We start from the raw sequence: 26327 nt of genomic DNA, 5'->3' as shown, positions 1-26327 counted from the left end.
CTCGCTTCCTCTTGACCTTCAGGTTGGTCGAAGCCGGATGATCTGCGATATGCCCTCCGTTCCCGAAGTCAGCGAACTCGTCCCGATCGGCGCGTTCGCGCAACGCACCGGTTTGACCGCGTCCGCGCTGCGGTTCTACGACGACTCGGGGTTGCTCACCCCGGCCGCCGTCGACGCGTCGACCGGATATCGCCAGTACAGCGCGTCGCAGGAGCGGCACGCGATCGCACTCCGGCGACTCCGCGAGATCGGGATGTCGCTCGCCGACATCCGCACGGTCCTCGCCGCCGAGCCGGGTACCGCCGGCGGACTGATCGACGAGCACGTGCGGACCGTCGCAGCCGATGCCGATCGGGTTCGGCACGAGGCCAGGACGATCAAGATGACGATCGCCGCGGAGTCGAGAACGCTGTGTGCGGCCGACCTCCGTGATGGTCTGTCCGACCTGGCACGGGGCGGCGTCGTCGTCATCGACGCCGTGGCCGGCGCAGTTCGATTCCGGCTCGACGGTCGGGACGATCTATGGTGCCGCCTACTCGACGGGCCGTTTCCCGCGCACCAGGCGATGATCGAAGCCCTGCCCACGGTGACCATGCGTGCGAGTGTCGCGAAAACCGCTGTGTTGCAATCGTTGGAGCGCTGTGCAACCGACCGGGTGCACCTGGACTTCACGTCGGCGGCGCTCACACTGAGCGACGCCTCGTCGGCACAACTCGCCGTCGCGCCAGCCGAGACCTGCGGCCCCCCGATCGCACTGTGGTTCGAGGTCTCGACGCTCTACCCCGCGGTCCATGTGTCGATCGGGGCCGAGATGATGATCGACGTCCGCAATCGGGACCTCCCGATGACGATTCGGTCCGCAGACGGCGGCGACCTCACCACGGTCGTCATGCCGGTTTCCCACAGCCGCCACAATGACTGAGCAGCAGAGGATCCCCGGGAGTGTCGGGATCCGACGCCTGAGCGACGGGGCAACGAGCTGCCGCTCAGGTCACGACGATCGACGCCGTACCATCTCGGCGATCCAGACCGGCGCATACGGCGAAGTACAGCCCGGGGAGGTCGGGTAATCCTCCAGCACTCGCAACCGCTGACCGATGTCGATTGCACGGGAACGGAAGTCGGGATTCTCGATGCCGATGGTCGCCAGGCATGTGTTCATCGCCCACTGCAGGCGTGGCGGTGCGTTCCCCATGTCGGACTCGATGGTGTCGAGCAACCCGGCCGTGTCGAGGTCACCGGGCTTCTTGACCACTCGATCAGCGGTCAGGGCCCATCCCGCCGCGGCGACACCGGGCTCGGCGTCGGCCATCCACGACCTCCGCAACTCCTCGGCATGCGGACTCTTCTTGACGACGTAGTTGACGAGCCAATCGTGGACCTTCGGCCGGTCGACCTCGCGGATCATCGTGTCGAGCTGCGCGGGGTCGAACGCCCGCGGGCGACAGATCAACAGTGCGAGCAGACGCGGCGCGGTGTCGCCCGTCGCCCACAGCTCTGCGGAAAGTTCGGGCTGCGTTCGCAGTCGTTTCGCGATCGCCCTGAGCTTCGTGAGATTGACCCCGTGGTCGTCGCCGTGTTTCTCGTTGACCGCTCGGATCCGCGGGTCGTCGAGACTGCGGAGCTCGCCGAGGACGTCGGCGAGAGTCTGTTGGATGTCGGACATTCCGGTCATGATCCCCTCTGGAAGTGCGCACACAGCCTACGACGCTCGATGTCGCCGCGGGTTGTGTGCTCATCAATCCGGAGGGCCCGCCAGTATCCGCACGTCGGCGACGTCGTACTCGGCAACGAACGCCGACCGGATCGCCCGTGACTGGTCCTCGCCGACCCCGTCGCCACGGAAAGCCTCGACCGCCGACTGCGAGTCCCAGCGCTCGAAGATGTTGATCCGGCCGGGGTCCATCGAGTCCGCGGAGATTGCGAAATCGAGACACCCCGGTGCCCGACGGGCGGCACCGACCACCTCGTCGCAGCCGGCGATGTACGCCGCGCGCTGGTCCGGGTCCACTCGCAGACTGCCGGCAACGATCACCATTGGTTGCTCCTCCATCGATACTCCGGTGCACCGGTGTCCCGGCGCGAGACGTCACCGCTATGGTGAGGGCGACAGGAGTGCAGACCGGCACGACCCGGCGAACTCATCGCTCACGATCGACGTGGCCGCGCGACGCTGCGCCACGGCCTACTCTGATCGAATGGCTTTGGTTCTGGGTCCGATCCTCCGGCACGTCGACGAAACCTCCGCGCTGATCTGGGTGCAGACCGACGAACCCGGCGAGGTCGAAGTCCTCGGCTGTGCGACCCGGACGTTCGAGGTGTCCGGTCACCACTACGCGCTGGTCGAGGTCAGCGGCCTGGTGCCCGACACGGTCTCCGAGTATCAGGTCCGCGTCAACGGCGCCCTCGAGTGGCCCCTCCCGGACACCGAGTTCCCGCCCAGCGTGATCCGGACCCGGGGACCGGACACCGCGGACCGGCACCGGTTCGTCTTCGGGTCCTGCCGGTATCCGCGGGCCGAGGACCCCAAGCTCGACGAGAAGCTCGGACTCGACGCATTGGACTGCTACGCGGTCCGAATGCGCCACCTCCCGGTGGAGGAGTGGCCGGACACCCTCATTCTGCTCGGCGACCAGGTGTACGCGGACGAGCTGACCCCGCAGGTGAAGAAGTCGCTGGAGTCGAGCCGGGCCTCGACCGCCGGACCGTCCGACGAGGTCGTCGACTTCGAGGAGTACGAGGGACTGTATCGGCACACCTGGGGAGACCCCGAGATCCGATGGATCCTCTCTACGGTGCCGACGGCCATGATCTTCGACGATCACGACATCCGTGATGACTGGAACACCTCGGACACCTGGCGTCGGCAGATGAGTGAGAAGCCGTGGTGGCAGGACCGGATCCGCGCCGGCCTCGCGTCGTACTGGGTGTATCAGCACCTCGGCAACCTCTCCCCCGCCGAACTCGCCGAGTCCGAGGACTACCGCCGCGTCCGCGAGATCGACGGTGACTGCTGGCCCCACCTGATCGAGGTCGCGGATCGTGCCGACCGGGAAACCGACGGAACCAAGGGTGTCCGGTTCAGTTTCCGGTGGAACCTGGGCAACACCAGGCTGGTCATGATCGACTCCCGCAACGGTCGCATCCTGTCCGACGGAACGCGAAAGATGCTGAGCGACAACGAATTCGATTGGGTTGAGAGCCAGGTCGACGACGACATCGAGCGACTGGACCACCTGGTCCTGGGTTCATCACTGCCGTGGTTGCTCCCGCCGGTCATCGGTGATGCGGAGACTGTGAACGAGATCGGCGCCCGGCGGCCGGGCCGTCGTGGACAGCTGGCCGAGAAGATCCGGCAGGGGGCCGACCTCGAGCACTGGCCGGCCTTCTTCGATTCCTTCGTCCGGCTCAGCGAGATGATCCGACAGGTTGCGGCGCGCGACCCCGGGCCCGCGACGGTCAGCGTGCTGTCCGGCGACGTCCACCACAGCTATGCCGCGCGTGCGACTTTCCCGGACACAACGAGCGCCGACGTCCACCAGCTCGTGTGTTCGCCGGTGCACAACGCGATCCCGCCGTACATCAAGGCGGTTTTCCGGCTGGGGTGGTCGAATCGGCTCGCCGCGGTCGTCCGGCGCTGGGCGCGTCGTGGTGGCTCGCCCGAACTGCCCGTCGCCTGGCGAAACACCCTGGGCCCGCTGTTCGGCAACACCATCGCGACGCTCTCGGTTCAGGGACGCTTCGCCGAGGTCACTTTCGAGCAGCCCGACCTGGACGGGACCCTGGGTAGAGCCGGAAATATCTGTCTGACATCGGAATTCGTGGCAACAGAGCGCACATGGCGCGCATTGTTGCTACGAAATCCCTAGTCCAGACAGAACTCGTTGCCCTCGGGGTCGCGCATCACGATGTGCCCCTCGCCGAGCGGAGGTGCGGGGTCGTGTCGTTCGCCCCGGGTCGCACCGAGTCCGACGAGCCGGTCGGCTTCGGCCTCGAGGGCGCGCATCCGGTCGTCGCCACTCAGACCAGGGGCAGCACGGACGTCGAGGTGCACCCGGTTCTTCGCCGTCTTGCCCTCGGGTACGCGTTGGAAGAACAACCGTGGCCTGCGCTCCTCCGGGTCGATCACGGCCGAGGCGTCGTTCCGACGCTCCGGAGGCACCCCGAATGCGTCGAGCGCCGCCTCCCAGCTGTCGAATCCGGTAGGCGGGTCCTGGAGCCGGTAACCGAGCACCTCGGCCCAGAATGCGGACAGCGCAGCCGGGTCACCACAGTCGAAGGTCAGTTGAAAGTCGGTTGTCATGCGTCCACTGTGCGACACGACGAGGACAACCCGGGTCCTCGATCGTGAAAATCAGCGCAGACGTTCGCCGTACACCCGGTCCACGGACATGACCATCAGGACGCGGCGATCGGCGACCATGACCCTGCGGTATTCGTCCCAGTCCGGGTGCTCGCCTGCCGCCTTGCGGTAGTAGTCGACGAGCGCCTCGACCTCGGGCCCGTCCGGTTCGGTGCCCGGGCCGATCAACGTCACAGTGCCCTCGGCGGTCGCCCACGTGTAGCGATCGGGCCCGGTGATCTCCAACGCGGCGCGCGGATCGCGTCGGAGGTTGGCGGTCTTGGCCCGACCCTCGGCCATCGAGACGTAGATGGTCCCGGCGTCGCGGTCGTAGAAAGGGGTCACCGGGGACAGCTGTGGTAGTCCCGAGGACTTGATCGTGGCGAGGACGCCGACTCCGCCTTCGGCGAGAAGATCACGAGGGTCATACGCGGGTTGGTTCATGCCTGCGGCAACCCGGCGTACTTACAGGCTATTCCGGACGGGCCGCACACCCCGGGGCGTGGCTCCGCGATCCATTGCGACATTCTTCAGATCTTGTGTCTTTACACGTACGATCGTCGACATGCATGTGCGCGAGATCCTGACCACCACGCCGACGACGACCGCCGAGGCCCTCGACCTGTTCGACTCCGCCCCCGCGGTCGAACCGGACTTCATGATCGGCACCTGGCGTGGCGCCGAGCTGCCCACCGACCACCCGTTGGACGGCTTCCTCGCGGCCAGCGGCTGGTGGGGCAAGCAATTCGTCGACGCCGAGACCGTCCACCCCCTGCTCTTCCCGACCCGCGACGGTTCGGCGCTGTGGGCCATGAATCCGGCGATCGCTTTCGGCGGACTGGGGATCGCCGAGAAGGCGCCCGGAGTCAAGTCGTTGTCGTTGGGGACGCCGATCGCCGCGACCCGCCTTCTCAGTCAGACCCGACGAGCACGTGCCCGGCTGCGCACCACCCGGTACCGCGGCACGGACACCGCGACCATGTCCTACGATCAGCTGCCGATCAACGACGTCTTCCACCGTCTCTCCGATGATGCCGTCCTGGGCGCGATGGACCTGAAGGGGTCGCCGAAGCCGTACTTCTTCGTGCTCCGCCGCGACGACTCACTCCGCCTCGTCGGCCACTGATCCTCGTCGGTCACTGATCCTCGTCGGTCACTGATCCTCGTCGGCCACCGATCCTCGGCGACGCGAGGACGGCGCCGACGAACCATGAGCCGGCGAGCCGGCGGAGGCGTTCAATGGGTAGATGGACACCTCACCCACCGCCCACCTCCGCCGGGGTGCCGTCGCGGTCGCCGCGGTCGCCCTCGCGGGCGCCGTGACACTGGCCGCACCCGCGACCGCCCAGGCTGCACCGCCGATGCCGTCCGGGTATTACCGCGGCGACGTCACCAGCGCCCCGATCGCCGACACGGTGTGGTTCGGCAAGAACTTCACGGGTTCGCGGGTCGTCAACAACACCGCGATCGGGTGGGCCTTCCCCGGCGCGGTGTACCCCGGGCGTTCCGTGCAGGACGGTGCACCGGTCATCGTCGTCGACTACTCGGGAACCGCCGTGGGATTCGTGCGTGACGAGCTCCGAGCCGACGGCCGGGGCGGCTATTGGGGCCGCGCGCTGAACGGCACCACCGAGCTGCTGCGTTTTCACTTGACACGCTGACCGTGGGCGACGGGCAACCATGGTGGAGACTTCGGGTTCGACCCCTTCGTCGGCTCACAGCTCGGCGAGCGCCGAGCGGATCTCATTGGTGGCCGCGACGGCTTCACGGAGCGCGATCCGCGCCTCGGCCCGGCCCTGTTCCGCAGTCGAGAGTCGTTGCCGCGCGAACCGCAGCGATTCTTCGCAACGAGCCAGCTCGGCCCGCAACTCCTGAGCCCGCCGGACGATCTCGTCGACCTCCGACGAAGCCCCGTCCACAGTTCGGGAGGCGGCGTCGAGGTCGGATCGGGCCGTTCGCTCCCCTGTCTCGGCCTCGGCCAGTCGGGCTTCGAGGTCTCGTCGACGACGCTCCGCTTCGTCAGACGCTGTGTGGTCCGAGTCGTCGGCGTCATCCCTGTCGGCACCCTCTTCGTCGGCACCGTCTGCGTCCGCGCCGCTTGCCTCGGACTCGTCCGCGACTGGTTCCTGCAACGGCTCCGGGACGACGAACACGCCGGCGGGCCCGAAGCCGCTGTATTCGGCGGATGCGGTGAGGTTTCCCCGCAACACCTGCTCGAGCACTTCCGGGTCGGCCACCGCGGCTCGCAATGTCTGCGTGACCTCGCGAATGGTACTGTCTCCCAGCGTCACTCGCAGATCTGCGGCCGTGGCGGCGACCGCGGTCACCGAATCGTTGATCAGATCCTGACGGCGTCGCGACAACGTCTTCATCTTGTCGACAGCCGAGCGGCGCTGGGCCGCAGTCAAATCCGACGCCAACCCAGCGATGAGGGCGCTGTCGTCCGGGTGCGCGCGAACCCACTGATTGATGGCCCACGCAGCTTGCGTGGGCCGCCGCAACTTCGCGATCCGCCCCGCCAGGTCACGGTCGCCGTTCGCTTTGATCTCCCGAGCGAGTTCGTTCCGGCGTGTCACGAACGCCGCCGGCGCCAGACCGTACAGCTCGTCGACGATCTCGTCGTACGGGGTCATAGGGCTGCCCGAGCGGTGGTCGGCGTCGCTGTCCGCATGAGCAGATACTACGACGGCGCCCGTGACGGCCACCTCACTTCGGCTTCTTAACTTGAATCATTCCAGATCAAACTGCACGATGGTCACCATGCTCACCGACGAGGACTGCGCCCGGCACCTGCGCGCCGCCGGACTGCGGGTGACCCGTCCGCGCATCGCGGTCATGCAAGCCGTCCGAGCACATCCTCATGCGGACACCGACGAGGTCCTCCGAACCGCTCGCGATCGGCTGCCGGCGGTCTCGCAACAAACCGTGTACGACGTTCTGGGCGTACTGACTTCGGCCGGCCTCGTGCGACGCATCCAGCCGTCCGGCCACGTGTCTCGATATGAGTCACGCGTCGGGGACAACCATCACCACGTGATATGCCGTACATGCGGATCCATCGGGGACGTCGACTGCGCAGTCGGCGAGGCCCCGTGCCTGACCCCGTCCGACGACCGGGGTTTCGTCATCGACGAAGCCGAGGTCATCTATTGGGGTCATTGCCCCGACTGCATCCCCGAACCCAACCGACCCGCTCCGGGCGCCGGCCCCGACCGATAGACCCCCGACCACGACGCCTCCCTCCCCTGCGATCACCGACCCGGCGATCGCAGTTCTCACCGTGCCCGAAAGGAAACCCCGCATGGCGCAGCAAGACCACGAGCCCGTCCGCGACGCGAAGGAACATCCCCCCATTGCCGAGGCGAACACCGAGCCCGCCGCGGGCGGTTGCCCGGTCGCGCACGGTCGGCTCACGCCGCCCACCCAGGGCGGCGGCAACCGCGACTGGTGGCCGAACCAGCTGAATCTCAAGGTGCTTCAGCACAATCCGGACGTCGCGAATCCGATGGACGCCGACTTCGACTACGACTCGGCCCTCGCGGATCTCGACGTCGAGGCGTTACGCGCCGACCTGACCGCCCTGATGACCGATTCGCAGGACTGGTGGCCCGCCGACTTCGGCCATTACGGAGGCCTGTTCGTCCGCATGTCCTGGCATGCCGCGGGTACCTACCGGGTGCAGGACGGACGCGGTGGTGCCGGAGCCGGGATGCAGCGATTCGCCCCGCTCAACAGCTGGCCGGACAACGCCAACCTGGACAAGGCGCGCCGCCTACTGTGGCCGATCAAGAAGAAGTACGGCACGGCATTGTCCTGGGCCGATCTCCTGGTCTTCGCCGGGAACGTCGCCCTGGAGTCGATGGGGTTCACCACCGCCGGCTTCGCCTTCGGGCGCGTGGACGAGTGGGAGCCCGACGAGGTGTACTGGGGCCCCGAACTCGAGTGGCTGGCCGATCAGCGGTACTCGGGCGACCGCGAACTCGAGACACCGCTTGCGGCAGTGCAAATGGGGCTCATCTATGTGAATCCGGAAGGACCGAACGGCAATCCGGACATCCTCGCGTCCGCGGTCGACATCCGCGAGACGTTCGCGCGGATGGCGATGAACGACGTCGAGACCGCGGCTCTGATCGTCGGGGGCCACACCTTCGGCAAGACCCACGGCGCCGGTGACGCCGGCCTGGTGGGTCCCGAACCCGAGGCCGCCGCCGTCGAGGACGCCGGTCTCGGCTGGACCAGCTCGCACGGCTCCGGCAAGGGCGCGGACACGATCACCAGCGGCCTCGAGGTGATCTGGAATCCGACCCCGACCCGCTGGGACAACGCTTTCCTCGAGACTCTCTACGGCTACGAGTGGGAGCTCTACAAGAGTCCGGCCGGAGCCAACCAGTGGCGTCCGAAGGACGGCGCCGGGACCGGTACCGTCCCCACGGCATTCGGCGACGAGAAGACCCACCCGTCGATGCTGACCACCGACCTCGCGATGCGCTACGACCCCGGTTTCGAGAAGATCACCCGGCGGTGGCTCGATCACCCCGAGGAACTGGCGCACGAGTTCGCCAAGGCCTGGTTCAAGCTCCTGCACCGCGACACGGGACCCGCCGTCCGGTATCGGGGTCCGCTTGTTCCGACCGAGACGTACCTGTGGCAGGACAATGTCCCGGCGCACGAGGGCCCACTTGTCACCGATGCCGACGTGGCAGCCTTGAAGGCGACGCTCCTCGACTCGGGACTGACTGTGGCGCAACTCGTGAAGACCGCGTGGGCGGCGGCGTCGAGCTTCCGTGGCAGCGACAAGCGCGGCGGCGCCAACGGCGGCCGGATCCGCCTGCAGCCGCAGGCATCCTGGGAGGTCAACGAGCCCGACGAGTTGGCCACCGTGATCCGCACCCTCGAAGGCATCCAGGGTGCGTTCACCGGCGAGGCCGGCGCGAAGGTCTCCTTCGCCGACCTCGTGGTCCTCGGCGGCACGGCAGCAGTCGAGAAGGCGGCGCGGGATGCCGGAGTCGAGATCACGGTACCGTTCACCCCTGGACGTACCGACGCCACCCAGGACGAGACGGACGCCGATTCGATGGCACATCTCGAGCTCACCGCCGACGGGTTCCGCAACTACGTCGGCAAGACCAGTGGCCTTCCGGCCGAGTTCACCCTCGTCGACAAGGCATCGCTGCTGACCCTCAGCGCCCCCGAGATGACGGTGCTGGTGGGTGGCCTCCGGGTGCTGGGCAACAACTTCGGCGGCTCGGCGGCCGGCGTCCTGACCGACCGTCCCGGCGTCCTCACGAACGACTTCTTCGTGAATCTGCTGGACATGTCGACAGCCTGGTCGGCGTCGGAAGACGAGAACCTGTACGTCGGGCGCGATCGCGCCACCGGCGAGCAGACCTGCACCGGCACTCGCGCCGATCTGGCGTTCACGTCGAACTCACAGTTGCGCGCCCTGGCCGAGGTCTACGCAGCCGACGACGCAGCGGAGAAGTTCGTGAACGACTTCGTCGCGGCCTGGGACAAGGTGATGAACCTGGACCGGTTCGAACTCTGAGCAAATCGGTTCATCGTCGAACCGATCAGATGCGGCGGCGGCACCCTTCGTGGGGTGCCGCCGCCGTGGCGTTTCGCATCACCCGGCGCACAGGGACTTCCGGAACTATGCTGGCGCTTTCCCTCCGTGGCGGGTGACCGCCTCGAGACGAAGGTGAGGACGACGACGATGTCCGGCGAACACAGGTCCCTGGGCCATATCCGACTGACCTCACACAGCGGCGGGGTCGACGCTCCGCCCATCCACTGGGGGGCGGCCACCGCGGCGGAACGCGGTCCCGTCATCGGGACGACGGGCACACGTGCGCATCGCAATGTCATCGGTACCCACAGCGGCTCCTACAGCGTCTATCGCGCACTGGCCGTCGCCGCCGGCGCCCTTGCACGAGAGCACCGAGCCGATCTCACCAACACCTCGCCCACCGACCACATCGGACCGTATCCACAGTGGGGCGATCCGCGCGCGATCGTCTCGCTGGATCCTTGGGGTGCGACAGTCGCCGAGAGTTTCCCCGACGAGATCGCTCGCGGTTACGACATCCGGCCGACCATCGCGGTGACCAAGGCGCACGTCATCCTTCCCGAGATCGCCGAGGCGATCGAGAAGGGCCGTCTGGTCCCCGACGGTGAGGTTCTGCTGCCGAGTGGCGCGGCTCTGGTCACCAAGGCGGCCGTGGAACCGGTGTGGCATCTTCCCGGCGTCGCCGAGCGGTTCGGCTGCTCCGAGGCCGAGCTGCGCCGGGTGTTGTTCGAGGAGACCGGCGGCATGTATCCCGAACTCGTCACGCGGTCGGATCTCGAGGTGTTCCTCCCGCCGATCGGCGGGCAGACGGTCTACATCTTCGGCAACGCCCGCGACCTCGCCGACCCCTCGGTGGAACTCACCGCACGGGTGCACGACGAGTGCAACGGCTCCGACGTGTTCGGCTCCGACATCTGTACGTGCCGCCCATATCTGACGCATGCAATCGAGGAGTGCATCCGCGGCACCCAGCGCGGCGGCGTCGGCTTGGTCGCCTACTCCCGCAAAGAGGGACGCGCCCTCGGCGAGGTCACCAAGTTCCTGGTGTACAACGCCCGTAAACGCCAACTCGGCGGTGACACCGCGGACCAGTACTTCGCCCGCACCGAATGCGTTGCGGGCGTACAGGACATGCGGTTCCAGGAGCTCATGCCCGACGTCCTGCACTGGTTCGGGATCACCAGGATCCATCACCTGGTGTCGATGTCGAACATGAAGTACGACGCCATCACCGGCTCGGGTATCGAGGTCGGCGAACGGGTCAATATCCCCGACGAACTGATCCCCGCCGACGCCCGCGTCGAGATCGACGCGAAAATGGCTGCCGGTTACTTCACGCCCGGACCCGTGCCCGATGCCGAACAGCTGCGTCAGGTCAAGGGCCGGGGGTTGTGATGACCGGAGCACCAGAGGTGGAACTCTCCGCCTCACAGGCCGCCCGGCTGCTGCGCTCCACCGCCACCGTCCGGAGCCGGTCGCGACAACTCCTCGAACGGGCGCGGGCCGGCGAATCGTCGTGGTTCATCGTCCACGACGATGCGCGGGACGCGGCAGCTGACATCGTCGTGGAAACGACTCGGTTGCGATATCCCGACGGAGACATCCCTTTTCACAGCAGGTGGCGACATTTCGAGGCAGGCGGTATCGACCGCCTCGGCGCTCTCGACGCCGCCTTGCCCCCGGCCGGCTCGGCGGAGCGAACCCGCGCGCTCATCGACGTCGTGCTGGTCAGCGTCCTCCTCGATGCCGGCGCGGGACCCGAGTGGTCGTTTCGGGAACGGTCGAGCGACCTGGTTCTCACCCGGTCCGAGGGGCTCGGCGTCGCGAGCTGGGTGGCGTTCTGCGAGGGGGTGTTCTCGAGCGACCCGGCCGATCCCCTGCGGGTCGACGCCACCGGTCTGGGCCGCGTCACGGCGGACACTCTCGGCGCGGCCTTCCAGGTGGGTCCCGACAACCCGCTCACGGGCCTACCCGGGCGGGTCGATCTCCTGCGCCGCCTGGGCGAGGTGTTGTCGAACCGCCCCGAGATCTTCGGACCAGACGCCCGGCCGGGCGGCCTGTTCGATCACCTCACCCGCGGTGGTCGTGCGGAGGTGCCCGCGGTCGACATCCTGAGAGGGGTCCTTGAGTATCTTGGCCCTATCTGGCCGTCGGACAACACGATCGACACCCACCCACTGGGCGACTGCTGGCATCACGACGCCGTCGTCGGCACGGGCCTCACGGCCGGCTGGGTGCCGTTCCACAAACTGTCCCAGTGGCTGACCTATTCGCTTCTCGAACCGTTTCGCTGGGCCGGTGTCCAGGTGACCGGACTCGACGAGCTGACCGGCCTCCCCGAATACCGCAACGGTGGCCTTCTCCTCGACTCGGGTGTGCTCGCGCTGCGTGACGAGACCTGGGCGGACCGGGAGTGGGAGGTCGGCGACGAGCTCGTCGTCGAATGGCGGGCGCTCACCGTCGCCCTTCTCGACGAGATCGCCGACCTCGTACGCGATCGCCTCGACGCCGATGCGGCCTCGATGCCCTTGGCCTGCGTGCTCGAGGGTGGCACGTGGGCGGCCGGCCGCGTGCTCGCGAGCCGACTTCGCGATGGGTTGCCGCCGTTGACGATACGCAGTACCGGCACCGTTTTCTGAGCCGACCACCGACCGAGAGGAACTCATGGGCAGCGTCGCCGTCATCGACCATCCGCTGGTCCAACACAAACTGACCCTGATGCGTCGCAAGGAGACGTCGACCAACGACTTCCGCCGTCTGCTCGACGAGATCTCGATCCTGATGGCGTACGACGTCCTGCGTGACATCCCGATGCACGAGATCGCCATCGACACGCCGCTCGAGACCACCACCGCCCGGGTCATCGACGGCAAGAAGCTGGTGTTCGCCGCTGTCCTGCGGGCCGGCGCCGGTATCGCCGACGGCATGCTGACCGTGGTTCCCGGCGCGCGCGTCGGACACATCGGCCTCTACCGCGACCCGAAGACCATGGTCGTCGTCGAGTACTACTTCAAGATGCCGTCGGAGCTGTCCGAGCGTGATGTCGTGATCGTAGATCCGCTTCTGGCGACCGGGCATTCGGCGGTCGCCGCGATCGACCGGATCAAGGAGTACGGTCCGAAGTCCATCAAGTTCGTCTGCCTGCTCGCCTGCCCGGAGGGCATCGAGGTCCTGCATCGCTCACACCCCGACGTGCCGATTTTCACCGCGGCGGTCGACCGCGAACTCGACGACAACGGCTTCATCCGCCCCGGACTCGGTGACGCCGGCGATCGCATCTTCGGGACCGCGTGATCTCGAGGAGCAGGAAGGAACCCTGCTCCCTGAGGTGCGAGCGAAGCGAGCCACGAAGGGTGTAGCAACACGTCTCACCAGGCCCTTCGAGGCTCGTCGCTTGCGCTCCTCACACCTCAGGGAGCAGGGGTTATGGGCTTCTTTCGGATTAGGGAGCATGGTTCGTGGTGCTGCTGCGCGCATACCAGCGGTGTTCGGTCTACGACACCTGCCAGGCCACCGCGGCACCGATCGCCCCGGTGGCGTTCAGTGCCCAGTGCAAGGCGATCGGTGCGAGGAGGCTCGTGGTGCGTTGCCGCAACCACCCGAGCACGAAACCCGCGGCCCCGGTTGCCACGACCGCACCTGCGATGCCGGCGATCTGTGCAACCGTCCCGGCACCCAGCACGCCGCTCAGGCCTTCGTTGCCCGCGGTGAGACCGGTCGAGGACAGGATGTGCCACAGACCGAAGGCGATCGCACCGACGACCAGCGTCGTCAACGGGGCGAACAACCGGCCCAGAACCCCTTGCAGCACACCGCGGAACAAGACCTCCTCCGGGAGAACGGTCTGCAGCGGAATGATCACGAACGCCGCCAGGAGGGCCTCGGAGGTATCGTCATAGCGGTCGGACAGGAAGAACTCACGCGTCGCCGGGATCGCGACCGCTGTCGAGACCACAGCCGCGACCACGAGGACCGCGGCCACGGCGACCGGGATGCCGGCGCGCAGTTCCGCACGGCTCAGGCCGAGGTCCCGCCAGCCGAGGCCGGCGAGGCGGGCGATGCCCACGGCCACGACGGCGGCAACCGGGACGATCGCCACCGACAGCGGGCCGTCCGCGAGATGCGCACCGATGTTCACCGCGACGAGGAACACGATCACCACGACCAGCAGCGCGACGTCGGTGCGCCGGGACGGGGTGATCACCCGGTCGAGTCTGCCGTACCGCGCCATGGCGGTGTCGGTGAACGCGGCCGCGGTGTCGCAGAATGATTCGGTGCCAAGACCCGCGACCGTCGTCGACCGCCTCGAACGTCACCAGGTCGCCCTCTACCTCGGCGCGATAGTCGCCGGACTGTGTGCGGGAATGGCCGCACCCGGTCCCGCCGAGGGCCTCGAGTCCGCGATCACGCCGCTGCTCGCCGCGCTGCTCTATGTCACCTTTCTGCAGATCCGCCGGTCCGATCTCCTGGAATCGCTGCGTGACCGACGGTTCCTTGTCGCGGTGCTGTTCCTGAACTTCGTCGTGGCGCCTCTTGTGGTGGCCGTGTTGTCCTCAGCGCTGCCCGCCGACGACGCGATCCGTCTCGGCGCGCTACTGGTGCTGCTGTGTCCGTGCGTCGACTACGTCGTCGTGTTCGCCGGGCTCGGCGGCGGGGACGCCCGACGACTCCTTGCCGCGACGCCGCTGCTGCTCCTCGCCCAGATGCTGCTGACACCGCTGTATCTGGTGCTGCTGCTCGGTGACGGACGGTCGGTGATCGAGCCGGAGCCGTTCCTCTGGGCGTTCGCTGTCCTCATCCTCTGCCCGCTGGCACTGGCGTGGCTCACCCAGGCGTGGGCGGAACGATCCGAGGCGGGTCGTCGAGCCTCGGTCGGCGCCACGATGACGATGGTCCCGCTCATGGTGGCCGTACTCTTCGTCGCCGTGAGTTCCCAGGTACCTCTGGTCGGTTCGCGTTTTGCCGACATCGCCGGGGTGATCCCGGTCTACGCCGCGTTCCTCGCGATCATGGTGGCGGCCGGTGTCGCGGTGGCACACATGTTCCGCCTGGCCCCGGAGCCGTCGACGGCGGTCGTCTTCTCCGGAGCCACCCGCAACTCGCTCGTCGTCCTGCCACTCGCGCTGGCGCTGCCGGTCGGGGCGGAACTGGCCGCGGCGACGGTGATCACGCAGACACTCGTCGAACTGATCGGGATGGTCGTCCTGGTGTGGGCGTTCACTTGTGTGGCACGTCGGCGCTGAGGCCGCCGTCCATCACGAACTCGGCACCGGTCGCGTACGAGGACTCGTCGCTGGCCAGGAACACCACGAAGGTCGACACCTCGCGTGACTCCGCGGCCCGGCCCATCGGCACGGTCACCATGTCGTCGGGGATCCCCTCGGTCATCGGCGTCCGGATGAGACCCGGGTGGATGGAGTTCACCCGCACGTTGTGCGGAGCCAGTTCGAGCGCAACCGATTTCGCCAGACCACGCACGCCCCACTTGCTCGCGACATAGCCGTGCGCCCAGGGACTTCCGCGCAGGCCCTCCACCGACGAGACGTTGATGATCGAGCCACCGCCGGCGTCGATCATCAGGTCCGCGACCGCCTGGATTCCGAGGAACGTGCCCGTCAGGTTCACGTCCAGGATCTGCTTCCACTTGTCCAGCCGGAACTTCTGGATCGTCGAACCGTTCACGATGCCGGCATTGTTCACCAGGACGTTGACCTTGCCGAACTCGTCTACCGCGGTGGACACCGTCGTCTGCCAGTCCTCGGGCGAGGTGACATCGAGGTGGACGTAGCGCGCCGCGTCCCCCAGTTCGGCGGCCAGCGCCTTGCCCTCGTCGTCGAGGATGTCGCCGATCACCACCTTCGCCCCCTCGGCGACGAGGGCCCGGGCGTGCTCGGCGCCCATGCCCCGCGAACCACCGGTGATCACTGCAACTTTGTCGTCTACGCGTCCCATGGGCGGCAACGCTACCGCGACGAGCGCGAAAATAGAACAGGTTCCACCGGAAAATGGTCTACTGAACAGACAAACGTCCGGACAGGTGTACACCACGCCCACCGGCGCCGATCGACCACAAGGAGTTCCACGCCATGTCCCTCCGGGTAGCTCTTGTCGGAACCGGCAACGTCGGCCGGTTGTGCCTCACCCAGCTGATCGAGGACCCGCGGTTCGAACTCGTGGCCGTCTGCGTGTCCACTCCCGAAAAGGTCGGTGTCGACGCCGCGACGCTCGCCGGGCTGGAGACACCCACCGGAGTCCTGGCGGTGGGCGACCTCGACGAGGTGATCGCGACGAAGCCGGATTGTGTCGTGTACTGCGCCATGGGTGACACGCGTCCCGTCGAGGCCTTCGACGATGTGGTGCGCATCCTCGCCGCCGGGATCGACGTCGTCGGGTCCTCCCCGAACACGCTCCAGTACCCCTGGGACGTGATGCCCGCGAAGGCGATCGCCAAGATCGACGAGACCACCGCGGGCAGCGGCGCCAGCCTGTTCGTGACCGGGGTCGATCCCGGTTTCGCCAACGACCTCATCCCGTTCGTCTTCGCGGGCACCTGCCAGCACATCGAGCAGGTGCGCTGCATGGAGATCGCCGACTACGCGACCTATGACGGGGCGACCGTCATGTTCGACGTCATGGGCTTCGGCAAACCGCTCGACGAGACCCCCATGCTGTTCCTGCCGGGGGTACTGGGGTTGGCATGGGGCACGACGATCCGGCAACTGGCCGCCGGTCTCGGCGTCACCGTCGACGACATCGAGGAGATCTCCGAAAGCGAGCCTGCGCCGGAGGATTTCGACATCGCGGCCGGTCACATCGCTGCGGGCACCCGCGCGGCCGTGCGTTTCGAGATCATCGGCAAGGTGGCCGGCGAACCCGTGATCGTCATCGAGCACGTGACGCGGCTTCGAGGTGACCTGCGGCCGGACTGGGCGCAGCCGGCTCAGCCCGGCGGGTGCTACCGCGTCGAGATCACCGGCGAACCGTCGTACACCGTCGACATCATGCCGACGAGCCGCAAGGGTGACCACAACCACGCCGCCATCGTCGCCGCGGCCGGCCGGATCGTGAACGCCATCCCCGCGGTGGTCGACGGGCCCGCAGGACTTCGCACCACACTCGACCTTCCGCTGGTGACGGGCCCGGGGGTTTCGACAGGCTCAACCGGCAGGTAGGCGGCTCAACCGGCAGGTAGGCGGCTCGACCACTCGGCAGTGCGAATCCGAAAGAACCGCATCACCCCTGCTCCCTAATCCGAAACAACGCCCTGCCCCCTGCTCCCTGAGGAGCGCCCGGAGCTCGCGGAGGGCGCGTCACGAAGGGTCTCCGCAACCCGACTCACCAAGACCCTTCGTGACGGCCTCCGCAAGCTCCGGCCTCCTCAGGGAGCAGTGATTGCGCTCGCGCCAACACAACGGTTCTTTTCGTAGTCCACGACGGCCGCCAGGCCGCAGATACTGAGCACTCACACCATCCCGGCGTCGTGCATCAGGATCGCGACCTGGACCCGGTTGCCCGCGTCGAGTTTGGTGAAGATGTGCGAGATGTGCGCCTTGACCGTCGCAAGACTCATGTAGAGCCGTTCGGCGATCTCGGCGTTCGACGCCCCGCGGGCGAGCTCGACGGCCACATCACGCTCGCGTGCGGTGAGTCGGTCGACACGTTCGACGGCGGACGAGGTCCGGTGACCGCCGCTGGTGACGACCTGCTTGATCAACGCGGCGGTCACCGAGGGACTCAGGGCAGGTCGACCGTCGAGCACCTGGTGGATGGCCGCGACGATGTCGTCGGGTGGCGTGTCCTTGAGCAGGAATCCGTCGGCACCCATCGCGAGTGCGCGGACCACGTAGTCGTCGGCGTCGAAGGTCGTGAGCACGATGATCGCGGGTGGCGAGACCAGTGCCTTGAAGCGGCCGGTGGCCGCGATCCCGTCGAGCACCGGCATCCGCAGATCCATGAGGACGAGATCCACGGGCGCCGTGGCATAGGTGTCGAGGGCCTCCTGCCCGTTGCCCGCCTCGGCGACGATGTCGAGGCCGGCATCACCGCCGAGGAGGAGCCGGAGTCCGGAACGGACGAGGGGGTCGTCGTCGACGATCATGATGCGGGCGGTCATGACTGCCACGGTAACCAGACATGCAACAGGAACCGTTTGTCCTCGCTCACGGTCACCGACTGCCTGCCGCCGTGCAACCCGACCCGCTCGGCCAGGCCGACGAGTCCGAATCCTGGTGTGGGACCGATCGAACCCGCTGTCAGCGGTAGCGGATTCTCGACGAGCAGATCCACACCGTGCTCGGGTCCGCCCCGGATGTGCATGGTCACCGGCGCGCTCGGCGCATGACGCCGCGCATTGGTCAAGGCCTCCTGCACACACCGATACAGCGTGCGTGAGATCGCCGGGCCCAGCGAATTCACATCGATGTCGCATCGGCTGTCCACACGCATCCCCAGCCGGCGCGCCTCCTCGATCAGCGCGGCCAGGTCCGGAACCCCTTGCGGTTCCTCGGGCGCGGCGTCGCCGGGCCCCTCCCGCAGAACCCCGAGCACCTCCCGCAGCTCGGTCAACGCCAGGTGCGAGGTCTCCTGGATGGTCTGCGCCGTCTCGCGGATCTGCTCTCCGGACAGGTCCGAACGGTAGGCCAATGCGCCCGCGTACATGCTCATCGCCGAGATCCGATGCGCGAGGATGTCGTGCATCTCGCGTGCGATCCGCGCCCGTTCGAGCGAACGCGCCTGCATCACCTTCGCCTGCTGTTCGGCCTCGGAGGCCAGCGCGCGCGCCTGCCAGCTGGCGAGAAGCTCACGCCGCGAACCGATGTAGAGACCCCACGCGACCATCGCCGCCGTCGCGACCACCGTGACCGAGTAACTGATGATGACGGGATCGTTCGCCTCGGTCGGAGTGGCGAAGAAGGCGAGGGCGATGATCCCCGCGACAACGGACAACACCGCCTGCGGGATGATCTCGCGCCACCGACGCCGGGTCGACAGGGACACCATGGCGAGAATGCCCGGTCCGAGAGACGACGACGACACGATGGTCACGATGTTCGTGAACGTCGTGACCGGTACGGGATGGCTTCGGCGCCACCAGATGACGATGTAGGAGAGCACCCCGAGTGCGAGGTCGGCGACGAACCACCACCGGGCCTCGTCCCACAGGTACGACGCACGGGTGGCGAAGGTGCCGGCCGAGACGCAGAGCATCACCGCGAGCCGCCACAATCGGCCGGCCCACGTCATCGGTGGTTGGTACTGCTCAGGACGCACAACCGTCACCGTAGTCGGGCGCCGGTGGTGCCCGCGTCCTCCCGATGGGTGTCGTCCCCTACGACTTTCGGTCGATACGACGCTGTCCGGAGGTCCGATGTGCACGCCGTGCGGGAACGACACGATGGACGACATGATCACAGTGAAGAATCTGACGAAGCGCTACGGCGACTACGTCGCAGTCGACGACGTGTCGTTCACCTGCCGCCCCGGGCAGGTGACCGGATTCCTGGGCCCCAACGGCGCCGGGAAGTCGACGACGATGCGGATCATCGCCGGGCTGACGCCGCCGACGTCGGGGGTGGCGCAACTCTACGGCGTCGACTACCGGTCCATCCCGAATCCCGGCACGCAGGTCGGCATCCTCCTGGACGCCTCGGCTCAGCACGCCGGCCGGACGGGCGCGGAGGTCCTGCGACTGTCGGCGATGACCATGGGCATCGGCCACGACCGCGTCGACGAGATGCTTGAGCTGGTCAGCCTCACCCCGGAGGAGGCAGGGCGACGAGTGCGCAACTACTCCCTCGGCATGCGCCAGCGTCTCGGTATCGCCGCAGCCCTGCTCGGGGACCCGAAGATCCTGATCCTCGACGAACCGGCCAACGGACTGGACCCGGCGGGCATCCACTGGATGCGAACCCTGCTGCGCGGGTACGCCGATCGCGGTGGCACGGTGCTGCTGTCGTCGCACCTGTTGCACGAGATCGAGATCGTCGCCGACGACATCGTCGTGATCGGCAACGGCCGGATCGTGGCCCAGGGCACCAAAGACGAACTGCTCGCCGGCGCCGGGACACGCGTCCGATCACTCGACGACGCGACCCTCGGCGAGGCGCTGAACGCAGCCGGGATCACCCTGCAACGCAACGCCTCCGGCGGACTCGATGTCGAGGCCGACCCCATCGACGTGGGCCGCGCCGCGGCCGCCGTCGGCGTCGTCCTCACCGAGCTGCGGCCCGCGGACGGCGCCCAGCTCGAGGCGATGTTCCTGCAGCTGACCGCGGACACCCAGCGTGAACACACCACACTCGAAGGAGCAGCTCGATGACCCTCGCCGACTTCGGCACCCCCGTGCCGCACACCGACGTGATCGACGTCGAGCGCCCCGGAATCCCGTTCTCCCGCCTCGTCCGCGTCGAACTGCGCAAGCTCGTCGACACGCGTGCGGGTTTCTGGCTGACCGCCTCGATCGGAGTCATCGCGGCGATCGTCGTGATCGCGATGCTCATCGCGAACCGCAACAGCCCCGAGAACCTCAACCTCGGACAGTTCTTCGGGATGATGAACATCCCGACCGCCATCATCCTGCCCATCCTCGCGATCCTGCTCGTGACCGGGGAATGGAGCCAACGCACCGCGCTGACGACATTCACCCTCGAACCCCGACGGCAGCGCGTCGTCGGAGCGAAGCTGGTGGCGGCGCTCCTCACCGCCGTCGCGGCGGTCGCGGTCGCGCTCATCCTCGGCGTCATCGGCAACGGGATCGCCGGTGTGGCGTTCACCGATCCCGCCGGCTCCTGGGACCTCACGCTCGCCGGGTTCGTGAATTCGTTTGTCTCGCAGACCTTCGGCTTGCTGCTCGGTTTCGGCTTCGCCGCCCTGATCCTGAACACCCCGGGCGCGATCGTCGCCTACTTCGCGCTGCCCACCGCTCTGACCGTGGTCAGCCAGCTGGTCCCGTGGTTCAAAAACAATCTCGGCCAGTGGGTGGACACCGGCCTGACGAACGTGCCCTTTCAAGAGGGCGACTGGGCGACCGGGGGCGAATGGGCGAGGATGCTCGTCTCGGCAGTGATCTGGATCGGACTGCCCCTGGCGTTCGGGGTGCTACGGATTCTGCGGTCCGAGGTCAAGTAACGGACGCCGCTGGATGGCACCACGGTCACGGTCGCCGTAAGCGCCGCTGCCACACCGCGATCGGTGTTACGGTTTTCGGGTTCTCGAGAAAAGAGGAACCCACGTGTCGTCGACCACGCCCACCTCGCAACCACCTGCCGCTCCGGAACCGGACGAAGCATCGGTTCCGGAGCAGTCCGGCGCCACCGGCCCGGCAGAAGGACAGAAGCCGTCGTGGTGGTGGCGGCGGCGGCTCCACCGGTATTCCTGCGTCGGGTTGACGGTCGCGCTCGTCTTTCTGTGGCTGTCGGTGACGCCGTCGCTCCTGCCGCGCGGGCCGCTGTTCCAGGGCATCGTGAGCGGGGCCTCGGCCGCGGTCGGGTACGGCCTCGGTGTGCTGGTGTCCTGGCTGATCCGTTACATGATCTCCCGGGAGGAACCCTGGCCCGCGCCGATGCGCCGACTCTGGGCGGCGCTGGGCCTGGCCGCGATCGCGGGCACCGTCGTCATGCTGGTCGCGTTCCAGCGGTGGCAGGACCAGGTCCGGACGATGATGGGGGTCGACCTCCTGTCCTGGACGGCCTACCCGCAGATCCTGCTCATCGCCGTGGTGGTCTTCGCCCTGCTGATGACCATCGGGCAGGCGTGGGGCGACGGGGTGAAGTGGCTCGTCCGGAAACTCAATCGCGTGGCGCCGCCGCGTATCTCGGCCTTCGCCGCGGCGACCATCGGGATCATCATCACGGTGCTGGTCCTCAACGGCGTCGTCGCCAACTACGGTATGCAGGCGCTGAACTCGTCGTTCGCCGCGGTCAACGACGAGACGACCGCGGACTCCAGTCCGCCGACCACCCCGCAGCGCTCGGGCGGTCCGGGCTCGCTGGTGACCTGGGATTCGCTCGGGCGTCAAGGCCGGATCTTCATCTCGGTGTCGCCCACCGTGGAAGAGCTGAGCGCGTTCAACGGGTCCCCCGCCATGGAACCGATCCGCGCCTACGTCGGGCTCGGCTCGGGTACAGATCTGCGTGCCAATGCCGAACTCGCCGCAGAGGAACTCGTCCGCGCCGGCGGGTTGCAGCGCAAACTCATCGCGGTCGCCTCCACCACCGGCACCGGGTGGATCAACCAGGCGACGGTGGACTCGCTCGAGTACATGTACAACGGCGACACGGCGACGGTGAGCATGCAGTACTCGTACCTGCCGAGCTGGTTGTCGTTCCTCGTCGACAAGGAACGCGCGCGGCAGGCCGGGCAGGCGCTCTTCGAGGCGGTCTCGGAACGGGTGCGCGAGGTACCTGAGGCCCAACGCCCCAAGCTCGTCGTCTTCGGCGAGAGCCTCGGCTCGTTCGCGGCCGAGTCGGCGTTCGGGACCATCCCGGCGCTGAGCGCGCGAACCGACGGTGCGTTGTTCAGCGGACCGACCTTCAACAACAAACTGTGGGTGGACACGACCGGGTCACGCGACGACGGGACGCCGGAAGTGTTGCCCACCTACGACGACGGACGACAGGTCCGATTCATCGCCGACGCACCCGACCTCGACAAGCCGACCACCGAGTGGACGTCGCCGTCGGGTCGCGCGGTGTATCTGCAGCACGCCTCCGATCCGATCTCGTGGTGGAACCCGCGACTGATCCTCCGCGAGCCGGACTGGCTCGAGGAGGAACCCGGACGCGACGTGCTGTCGGCGATGCGGTGGATCCCGTTCGTGACCTTCTTGCAGGTCAGCGCCGACATGGCGGTGTCAGTCGGAGTCCCCGACGGCCACGGACACAACTACATGTCCGCGATCCCGGCAGCCTGGGCCAAGATCCTGCAGCCGCCGGGCTGGACCGAGGCCAAGACCGAACGTCTGATCCCCCTGCTGACGAGGGACTGATCGGCACCGCCGCCCGGTGGAGCAATTTCGGTCGGGCGGGAACGGCTTTCGCGGTTCCATACTCAGAGGGTGACCTCTACCGACCGTGACCGTCTCCGGCAGCTTCTCGACGCGGTGCTGTCCGAGGACAACACCTCGCTCGACGACATGGCCTCGGGCGCCTACGCGTCGCCGTTCCACTTCACCCGGCAGGTCCGGCGCGGTGCCGGCGAGGCACCGGTGGCCCTGCGGCGCCGCGTCCTCCTCGAACGTGCGGCGTGGCTCCTCCAGCGGGGACAGTCGGTGACCGATGTGGCCTTCGAGTCCGGGTACTCGTCCGTCGACGGCTTCTCGCGTGCTTTCAGCCGCGCCTTCGGACACAGTCCCGGCCGCATGGGTGCGGTGGGAGAGCACAGCCACTGGCTGCCGGCGCCGAACGGCATCCACTTCCACTCGCCCACTGCGCTGTACGTCGACAGCGGCTCACCCACGACCGAGGATGCGGGCAATGTGGTGATGCTCATGATTCGCCACGACCTCGACGACATCGAGGCGCTCCTCGACGCCGCGAAGGGGCTCGACGCCGCGTCGTGGACCGCGCCGCGTCTCGCGGGTAACCAGCTGCTGTCCTGGAGTGGACCGGAAGAGTCTCTCGCAGAAGTCATTTCCCATCTGGTCGGCGACAAACTCCCCTGGTTGTCGACGATCGAGGGAGCCGACCTGCCGCCGGCCGCACCGACCCAACTGACCGACCTCATCGAGTTGCATCGCGACATTGCACCGCGCTGGCTCGCCCTGATCCGTGACATCGACCGACGCGGCGCGTGGCAGGACCGTGTGATCGACGCCTTGTGCGACCCACCCGAATCGTTCCTGCTCTCCCAGATCGTCGCGCACGTGTTGACGTTCTCCGCACATCGTCGGCTCGTCGCCCGCTGGATGCTGCGGGACTCCGGCGTCGACGTCACCGCCCCGACTCTCGATCCCGACCCGATCATGTGGCACCGCAAACACTCCGGAGGATTCTGATGGCATTCCGCTACTACACGGCAACGACCCTCGACGGCTTCCTCGCCGACGACCGGGACAACCTCGACTGGCTGCTCAGCCAGCCGCTCGAGGAGGGCGGGCCGATGAACTACGACGACTTCTTCCGGCAGGTCGGTGTCGCCGTGATGGGCGCGACGACCTACCGGTGGATCCTCGACCACGAGGTCTCCGACGGGAAGCCGTGGCCATACGACATACCGACGTTCGTCTTCACCCATCAGTCACTGACGCCGGTGTCGGACACCATCTCGGTGGTCGCCGGGAGCCCCGGAGACCTCCGTGACCGTCTGGTCGACGCAGCGGGCGACCGCCACGTCTGGGTCGTGGGCGGCGGCGACCTCGCCGCGCAGTTCGCCGAAGCCGGAATGCTCGACGACGTCATCGTGTCGATCGCGCCCGTCACCTTGGGGTCGGGCCGACCACTCTTCCCGCGCGCCTACGACTTCGAGTTGCAGGACTTCGCACGCAACGGCGCGTTCCTGTGTGCGCGCTACTCGCCTGTCGGGCCGCGATCGACTCCCGCGGAGGTCTGACCGGTCGTCGGGCGACGGGCCGGCCCGGGGGCGTCAGCCCTCGCCGACCGAGTTCCGCATGGCGTCGGGCACCTCACCGCGAGCCCACCGCGGCAGAATGAAGATCCCCTCGGACTCGGCCGTGAGCTGGCCGTCGACCGAGATCGTCCCCGTGACGAACGTCTTCACACCCTCGACCCGATCGACGCGCGCCTCGCCGCGGATCACCCCGAGCGGCGTACCGCGCCGATACCGGACGGTGAGGGTGCCGGTCATCCCGGGCACACCCTGGAACTCCGCGGTCGAGCCCAGCAGCTGGTCGAAGACGAGCGCGAGCACGCCGCCGTGGACGAGTCCGGCAGGACCCTCGTACTGGGGACCGAGTGCGACCTCGAGCCAGCTGTACTCGGATTCGTGATGGAGCTCGACCGGCGGTGCGATCGGGTTCCGCCGCCCCAGAACGGCATTGCCCCAGGACCGTTTGGTGCCGTCGGAGTTGAATCGGATGCCGAACGGGCCCGGCAGCTGGTCCTTCCGGAGGATCTCGGTGGCGGCGGCGATGAGCCGCCTCGCCTCCGCGATGTCTGTCTCTCCGACCTCGGTGCGCACCGTCGCATCGATCAAGTCCCGGACGCTGCCCGCGATGGCGGACGCGAGTTCGGTCCGGTGCGCGAGTTCGTCCGGGTCGATGTCCTCCTGGATGTATCCGCTCATGTGCCCATCTAACAGGGTCGACGCACCGCTCTCGCCCCGACCGGTCGCCGTCGGTTGCCGTCGGCGGATCCGGACACGGCCGGTTCTGACCGCCGAGTAGGCTCCCTCGCATGACAGACCACGCCTGGAACGACCGCGCCTGGACCGCGTTCGACGTCACCGTGTCCGACCACATCGCCGAAGTCACCCTCATCGGCCCGGGCAAGGGTAATGCCATGGGACCGGACTTCTGGCAGGAACTCCCGGAGCTGTTCGGGCACCTCGACACCGATCCGGAAGTGCGCGCGGTGGTGCTGACAGGGTCGGGCAAGAACTTCTCCTACGGCCTCGACCTCGTCGCGATGGGCGGGACGCTGTCGGCCGTCCTCGCCGGGGACGCGAAAGCGGCGCCGCGCACCGAATTCCTCGACTCGCTCCGCACACTCCAGGCCGGCATCACCGCGGTCGCCGACTGTCGCAAGCCGGTGGTCGCAGCCGTGTCCGGCTGGTGCATCGGTGGCGGTGTGGACCTGATCTGCGCGGCCGATGTGCGCTACGCCAGCGCCGACGCCAAGTTCAGCGTGCGTGAGGTGAAGGTCGGGATGGTCGCCGATGTGGGCACACTCGCGCGCCTGCCGTTCATCATCGGCGACGGTCACATGCGGGAGCTGGCGCTGACCGGCAAGGACATCGACGCCGCCCGCGCCGAGAAGATCGGTCTGGTCAACGACGTCGCCGACGATCAGACCGCCGTGCTCGAGCTCGCCCGCTCGACCGCCCGCGAGATCGCCGACAACCCGCCGCTCGTGGTCCACGGCATCAAGTCCGTTCTCGACCATTCGCGCAGCGCCGCCGTCCACGACAGCCTCCGCTACGTCGCCGCGTGGAACTCCGCGTTCCTGCCCAGCGAGGACCTCACCGAGGCCATCACCGCCGTCTTCGAGAAGCGCAAACCCGAGTTCAAGGGTCGCTGAGCCGGTGGGGCGGCTCTCCCGCTCCCCACGAGCAAGCGAGCCCGCCCCTGCTCCCTGAGGAGCGAGCTTGCGAGCGTCACGAAGGGTCTCCCGAGCTCGGTCGCCAGGACCCTTCGTGACGCGCCCTCCGCAAGCTCCGGGCGCTCCTCAGCCTGGATATTTCACTGATGTTGCTGGTGTTCGGCGTGTGATACGCGAAAGTGCCTGTCTGCCTTGTGATTATTGA

General features: G+C 67.6%; 27 protein-coding genes. 17 read left to right on the top strand and 10 right to left on the bottom strand.

Translation table 11 applies throughout. The features are described 5' to 3' along the window. Positions 1–49: 49 nt before the first annotated feature. Positions 50–922, top strand: a complete 873-nt coding sequence (locus B1818_RS22200) for a MerR family transcriptional regulator (protein ID WP_058253490.1) — start codon at positions 50–52, stop codon at positions 920–922. Positions 923–991: 69 nt separating this feature from the next. Here the strand turns inward: B1818_RS22200 and B1818_RS22195 are convergent, their stop codons facing one another. Both B1818_RS22195 and B1818_RS22190 read right to left on the bottom strand, forming a co-directional pair. Then, positions 992–1675, bottom strand: coding sequence for a DNA alkylation repair protein (locus B1818_RS22195; RefSeq protein WP_058253491.1), 684 nt, complete (start codon positions 1673–1675; stop codon positions 992–994). A gap of 63 nt (positions 1676–1738) precedes the next feature. Beyond that, positions 1739–2038, bottom strand: coding sequence for a putative quinol monooxygenase (locus B1818_RS22190; RefSeq protein ID WP_058253492.1), 300 nt, complete (start codon positions 2036–2038; stop codon positions 1739–1741). Positions 2039–2198: 160 nt separating this feature from the next. Here B1818_RS22190 and B1818_RS22185 point away from each other — a divergent pair, with 160 nt between their 5' ends. Then, on the top strand, positions 2199–3869 hold the full coding sequence (locus B1818_RS22185) for an alkaline phosphatase D family protein (RefSeq protein ID WP_078114045.1): 1671 nt from the start codon (positions 2199–2201) through the stop codon (positions 3867–3869). Here B1818_RS22185 and B1818_RS22180 read toward each other — a convergent pair. Both B1818_RS22180 and B1818_RS22175 read right to left on the bottom strand, forming a co-directional pair. Next, positions 3866–4303, bottom strand: a complete 438-nt coding sequence (locus tag B1818_RS22180; RefSeq protein WP_058253494.1) for a VOC family protein — start codon at positions 4301–4303, stop codon at positions 3866–3868. The two genes, B1818_RS22185 and B1818_RS22180, sit on opposite strands and share 4 nt — an antisense overlap. Positions 4304–4354: 51 nt before the next feature. Further along, entirely contained in the window at positions 4355–4786 is a 432-nt protein-coding gene (locus B1818_RS22175) for a PPOX class F420-dependent oxidoreductase (RefSeq protein WP_068970454.1), read from the bottom strand. Positions 4787–4907: 121 nt separating this feature from the next. Between B1818_RS22175 and B1818_RS22170 the strand changes: the two genes are divergently transcribed. Beyond that, entirely contained in the window at positions 4908–5468 is a 561-nt protein-coding gene (locus B1818_RS22170) for a GXWXG domain-containing protein (RefSeq protein ID WP_068970455.1), read from the top strand. 121 nt (positions 5469–5589) lie between these two features. Next, a complete protein-coding gene (locus B1818_RS22165) occupies positions 5590–6003 on the top strand; it encodes a hypothetical protein (protein WP_254859839.1) in 414 nt (137 codons plus the stop codon). 54 nt (positions 6004–6057) lie between these two features. On the opposite strand, the gene B1818_RS22160 is transcribed toward B1818_RS22165, so the two are convergent. Continuing rightward, a complete protein-coding gene (locus B1818_RS22160) occupies positions 6058–6975 on the bottom strand; it encodes a hypothetical protein (RefSeq protein ID WP_078114044.1) in 918 nt (305 codons plus the stop codon). Positions 6976–7102: 127 nt separating this feature from the next. Here B1818_RS22160 and B1818_RS22155 point away from each other — a divergent pair, with 127 nt between their 5' ends. The 5 genes from B1818_RS22155 (at position 7103) to upp (ending at position 13202) form a co-directional block, all read left to right on the top strand. Continuing rightward, complete coding sequence (locus B1818_RS22155; protein ID WP_176455977.1) at positions 7103–7561, top strand: Fur family transcriptional regulator; 459 nt, start codon at positions 7103–7105, stop codon at positions 7559–7561. Positions 7562–7643: 82 nt separating this feature from the next. Then, the gene (katG, locus tag B1818_RS22150) at positions 7644–9887 is read left to right on the top strand and encodes a catalase/peroxidase HPI (protein WP_078114042.1); all 2244 of its coding nucleotides are present in this window, start codon (positions 7644–7646) and stop codon (positions 9885–9887) included. Positions 9888–10055: 168 nt separating this feature from the next. Further along, positions 10056–11303 carry a GTP cyclohydrolase II gene (locus B1818_RS22145; protein WP_058253522.1) on the top strand — a complete coding sequence of 416 codons (1248 nt, stop codon included), beginning with the start codon at positions 10056–10058 and terminating at the stop codon, positions 11301–11303. Beyond that, complete coding sequence (locus tag B1818_RS22140; RefSeq protein ID WP_078114041.1) at positions 11303–12547, top strand: URC4/urg3 family protein; 1245 nt, start codon at positions 11303–11305, stop codon at positions 12545–12547. The genes B1818_RS22145 and B1818_RS22140 overlap by 1 nt, the downstream gene beginning before the upstream one ends. A gap of 25 nt (positions 12548–12572) precedes the next feature. Then, positions 12573–13202 (top strand): uracil phosphoribosyltransferase, encoded by a 630-nt coding sequence (upp, locus tag B1818_RS22135; RefSeq protein ID WP_078114040.1) that lies wholly within the window; start codon positions 12573–12575, stop codon positions 13200–13202. A gap of 199 nt (positions 13203–13401) precedes the next feature. Here the strand turns inward: upp and B1818_RS22130 are convergent, their stop codons facing one another. Then, the gene (locus B1818_RS22130; RefSeq protein ID WP_078114053.1) at positions 13402–14112 is read right to left on the bottom strand and encodes a CPBP family intramembrane glutamic endopeptidase; all 711 of its coding nucleotides are present in this window, start codon (positions 14110–14112) and stop codon (positions 13402–13404) included. A 70-nt stretch (positions 14113–14182) separates the two neighbouring features. Between B1818_RS22130 and B1818_RS22125 the strand changes: the two genes are divergently transcribed. Next, positions 14183–15151: a bile acid:sodium symporter gene (locus tag B1818_RS22125; protein ID WP_254859837.1), complete on the top strand. Its 969-nt coding sequence runs from the start codon at positions 14183–14185 to the stop codon at positions 15149–15151. Here the strand turns inward: B1818_RS22125 and B1818_RS22120 are convergent. Further along, the gene (locus B1818_RS22120; RefSeq protein ID WP_055475422.1) at positions 15126–15860 is read right to left on the bottom strand and encodes a glucose 1-dehydrogenase; all 735 of its coding nucleotides are present in this window, start codon (positions 15858–15860) and stop codon (positions 15126–15128) included. The two genes, B1818_RS22125 and B1818_RS22120, sit on opposite strands and share 26 nt — an antisense overlap. 134 nt (positions 15861–15994) lie before the next feature. Between B1818_RS22120 and B1818_RS22115 the strand changes: the two genes are divergently transcribed. Beyond that, positions 15995–17080 carry a diacylglycerol kinase gene (locus tag B1818_RS22115; RefSeq protein ID WP_078114039.1) on the top strand — a complete coding sequence of 362 codons (1086 nt, stop codon included), beginning with the start codon at positions 15995–15997 and terminating at the stop codon, positions 17078–17080. 290 nt (positions 17081–17370) lie between these two features. On the opposite strand, the gene B1818_RS22110 is transcribed toward B1818_RS22115, so the two are convergent. Continuing rightward, on the bottom strand, positions 17371–18021 hold the full coding sequence (locus tag B1818_RS22110) for a response regulator transcription factor (protein WP_078114038.1): 651 nt from the start codon (positions 18019–18021) through the stop codon (positions 17371–17373). Beyond that, positions 18018–19151 (bottom strand): sensor histidine kinase, encoded by a 1134-nt coding sequence (locus tag B1818_RS22105; protein WP_231742633.1) that lies wholly within the window; start codon positions 19149–19151, stop codon positions 18018–18020. The genes B1818_RS22110 and B1818_RS22105 overlap by 4 nt, the downstream gene beginning before the upstream one ends. Positions 19152–19302: 151 nt before the next feature. On the opposite strand from B1818_RS22105, the gene B1818_RS22100 reads away from it, so the two are divergent. The 5 genes from B1818_RS22100 to B1818_RS22080 all read left to right on the top strand — a co-directional run bounded on the left by B1818_RS22100 (position 19303) and on the right by B1818_RS22080 (position 24455). Beyond that, the gene (locus B1818_RS22100; protein WP_078114037.1) at positions 19303–20226 is read left to right on the top strand and encodes an ABC transporter ATP-binding protein; all 924 of its coding nucleotides are present in this window, start codon (positions 19303–19305) and stop codon (positions 20224–20226) included. Beyond that, positions 20223–21035 (top strand): ABC transporter permease, encoded by an 813-nt coding sequence (locus B1818_RS22095; RefSeq protein WP_078114036.1) that lies wholly within the window; start codon positions 20223–20225, stop codon positions 21033–21035. The genes B1818_RS22100 and B1818_RS22095 overlap by 4 nt, the downstream gene beginning before the upstream one ends. A gap of 103 nt (positions 21036–21138) precedes the next feature. Beyond that, the gene (locus tag B1818_RS22090; RefSeq protein ID WP_058253507.1) at positions 21139–22893 is read left to right on the top strand and encodes an alpha/beta-hydrolase family protein; all 1755 of its coding nucleotides are present in this window, start codon (positions 21139–21141) and stop codon (positions 22891–22893) included. A 69-nt stretch (positions 22894–22962) separates the two neighbouring features. After that, a complete protein-coding gene (locus B1818_RS22085; RefSeq protein ID WP_058253508.1) occupies positions 22963–23901 on the top strand; it encodes an AraC family transcriptional regulator in 939 nt (312 codons plus the stop codon). After that, positions 23901–24455 (top strand): dihydrofolate reductase family protein, encoded by a 555-nt coding sequence (locus B1818_RS22080; RefSeq protein WP_078114035.1) that lies wholly within the window; start codon positions 23901–23903, stop codon positions 24453–24455. Before B1818_RS22085 ends, B1818_RS22080 begins: the two co-directional genes overlap by 1 nt. A 33-nt stretch (positions 24456–24488) precedes the next feature. Here the strand turns inward: B1818_RS22080 and B1818_RS22075 are convergent, their stop codons facing one another. Next, a complete protein-coding gene (locus B1818_RS22075; RefSeq protein WP_078114034.1) occupies positions 24489–25148 on the bottom strand; it encodes a PaaI family thioesterase in 660 nt (219 codons plus the stop codon). Positions 25149–25258: 110 nt separating this feature from the next. Here B1818_RS22075 and B1818_RS22070 point away from each other — a divergent pair, with 110 nt between their 5' ends. After that, positions 25259–26101: a crotonase/enoyl-CoA hydratase family protein gene (locus B1818_RS22070; RefSeq protein WP_058253511.1), complete on the top strand. Its 843-nt coding sequence runs from the start codon at positions 25259–25261 to the stop codon at positions 26099–26101. The last annotated feature ends 226 nt before the right edge of the window (positions 26102–26327 follow it).

It is taken from the genome of Gordonia sp. IITR100 (assembly GCF_002009645.1).
GTDB classification, from domain to species: domain Bacteria; phylum Actinomycetota; class Actinomycetes; order Mycobacteriales; family Mycobacteriaceae; genus Gordonia; species Gordonia hongkongensis.
This window is presented reverse-complemented; position numbering and strand designations above follow the sequence as displayed.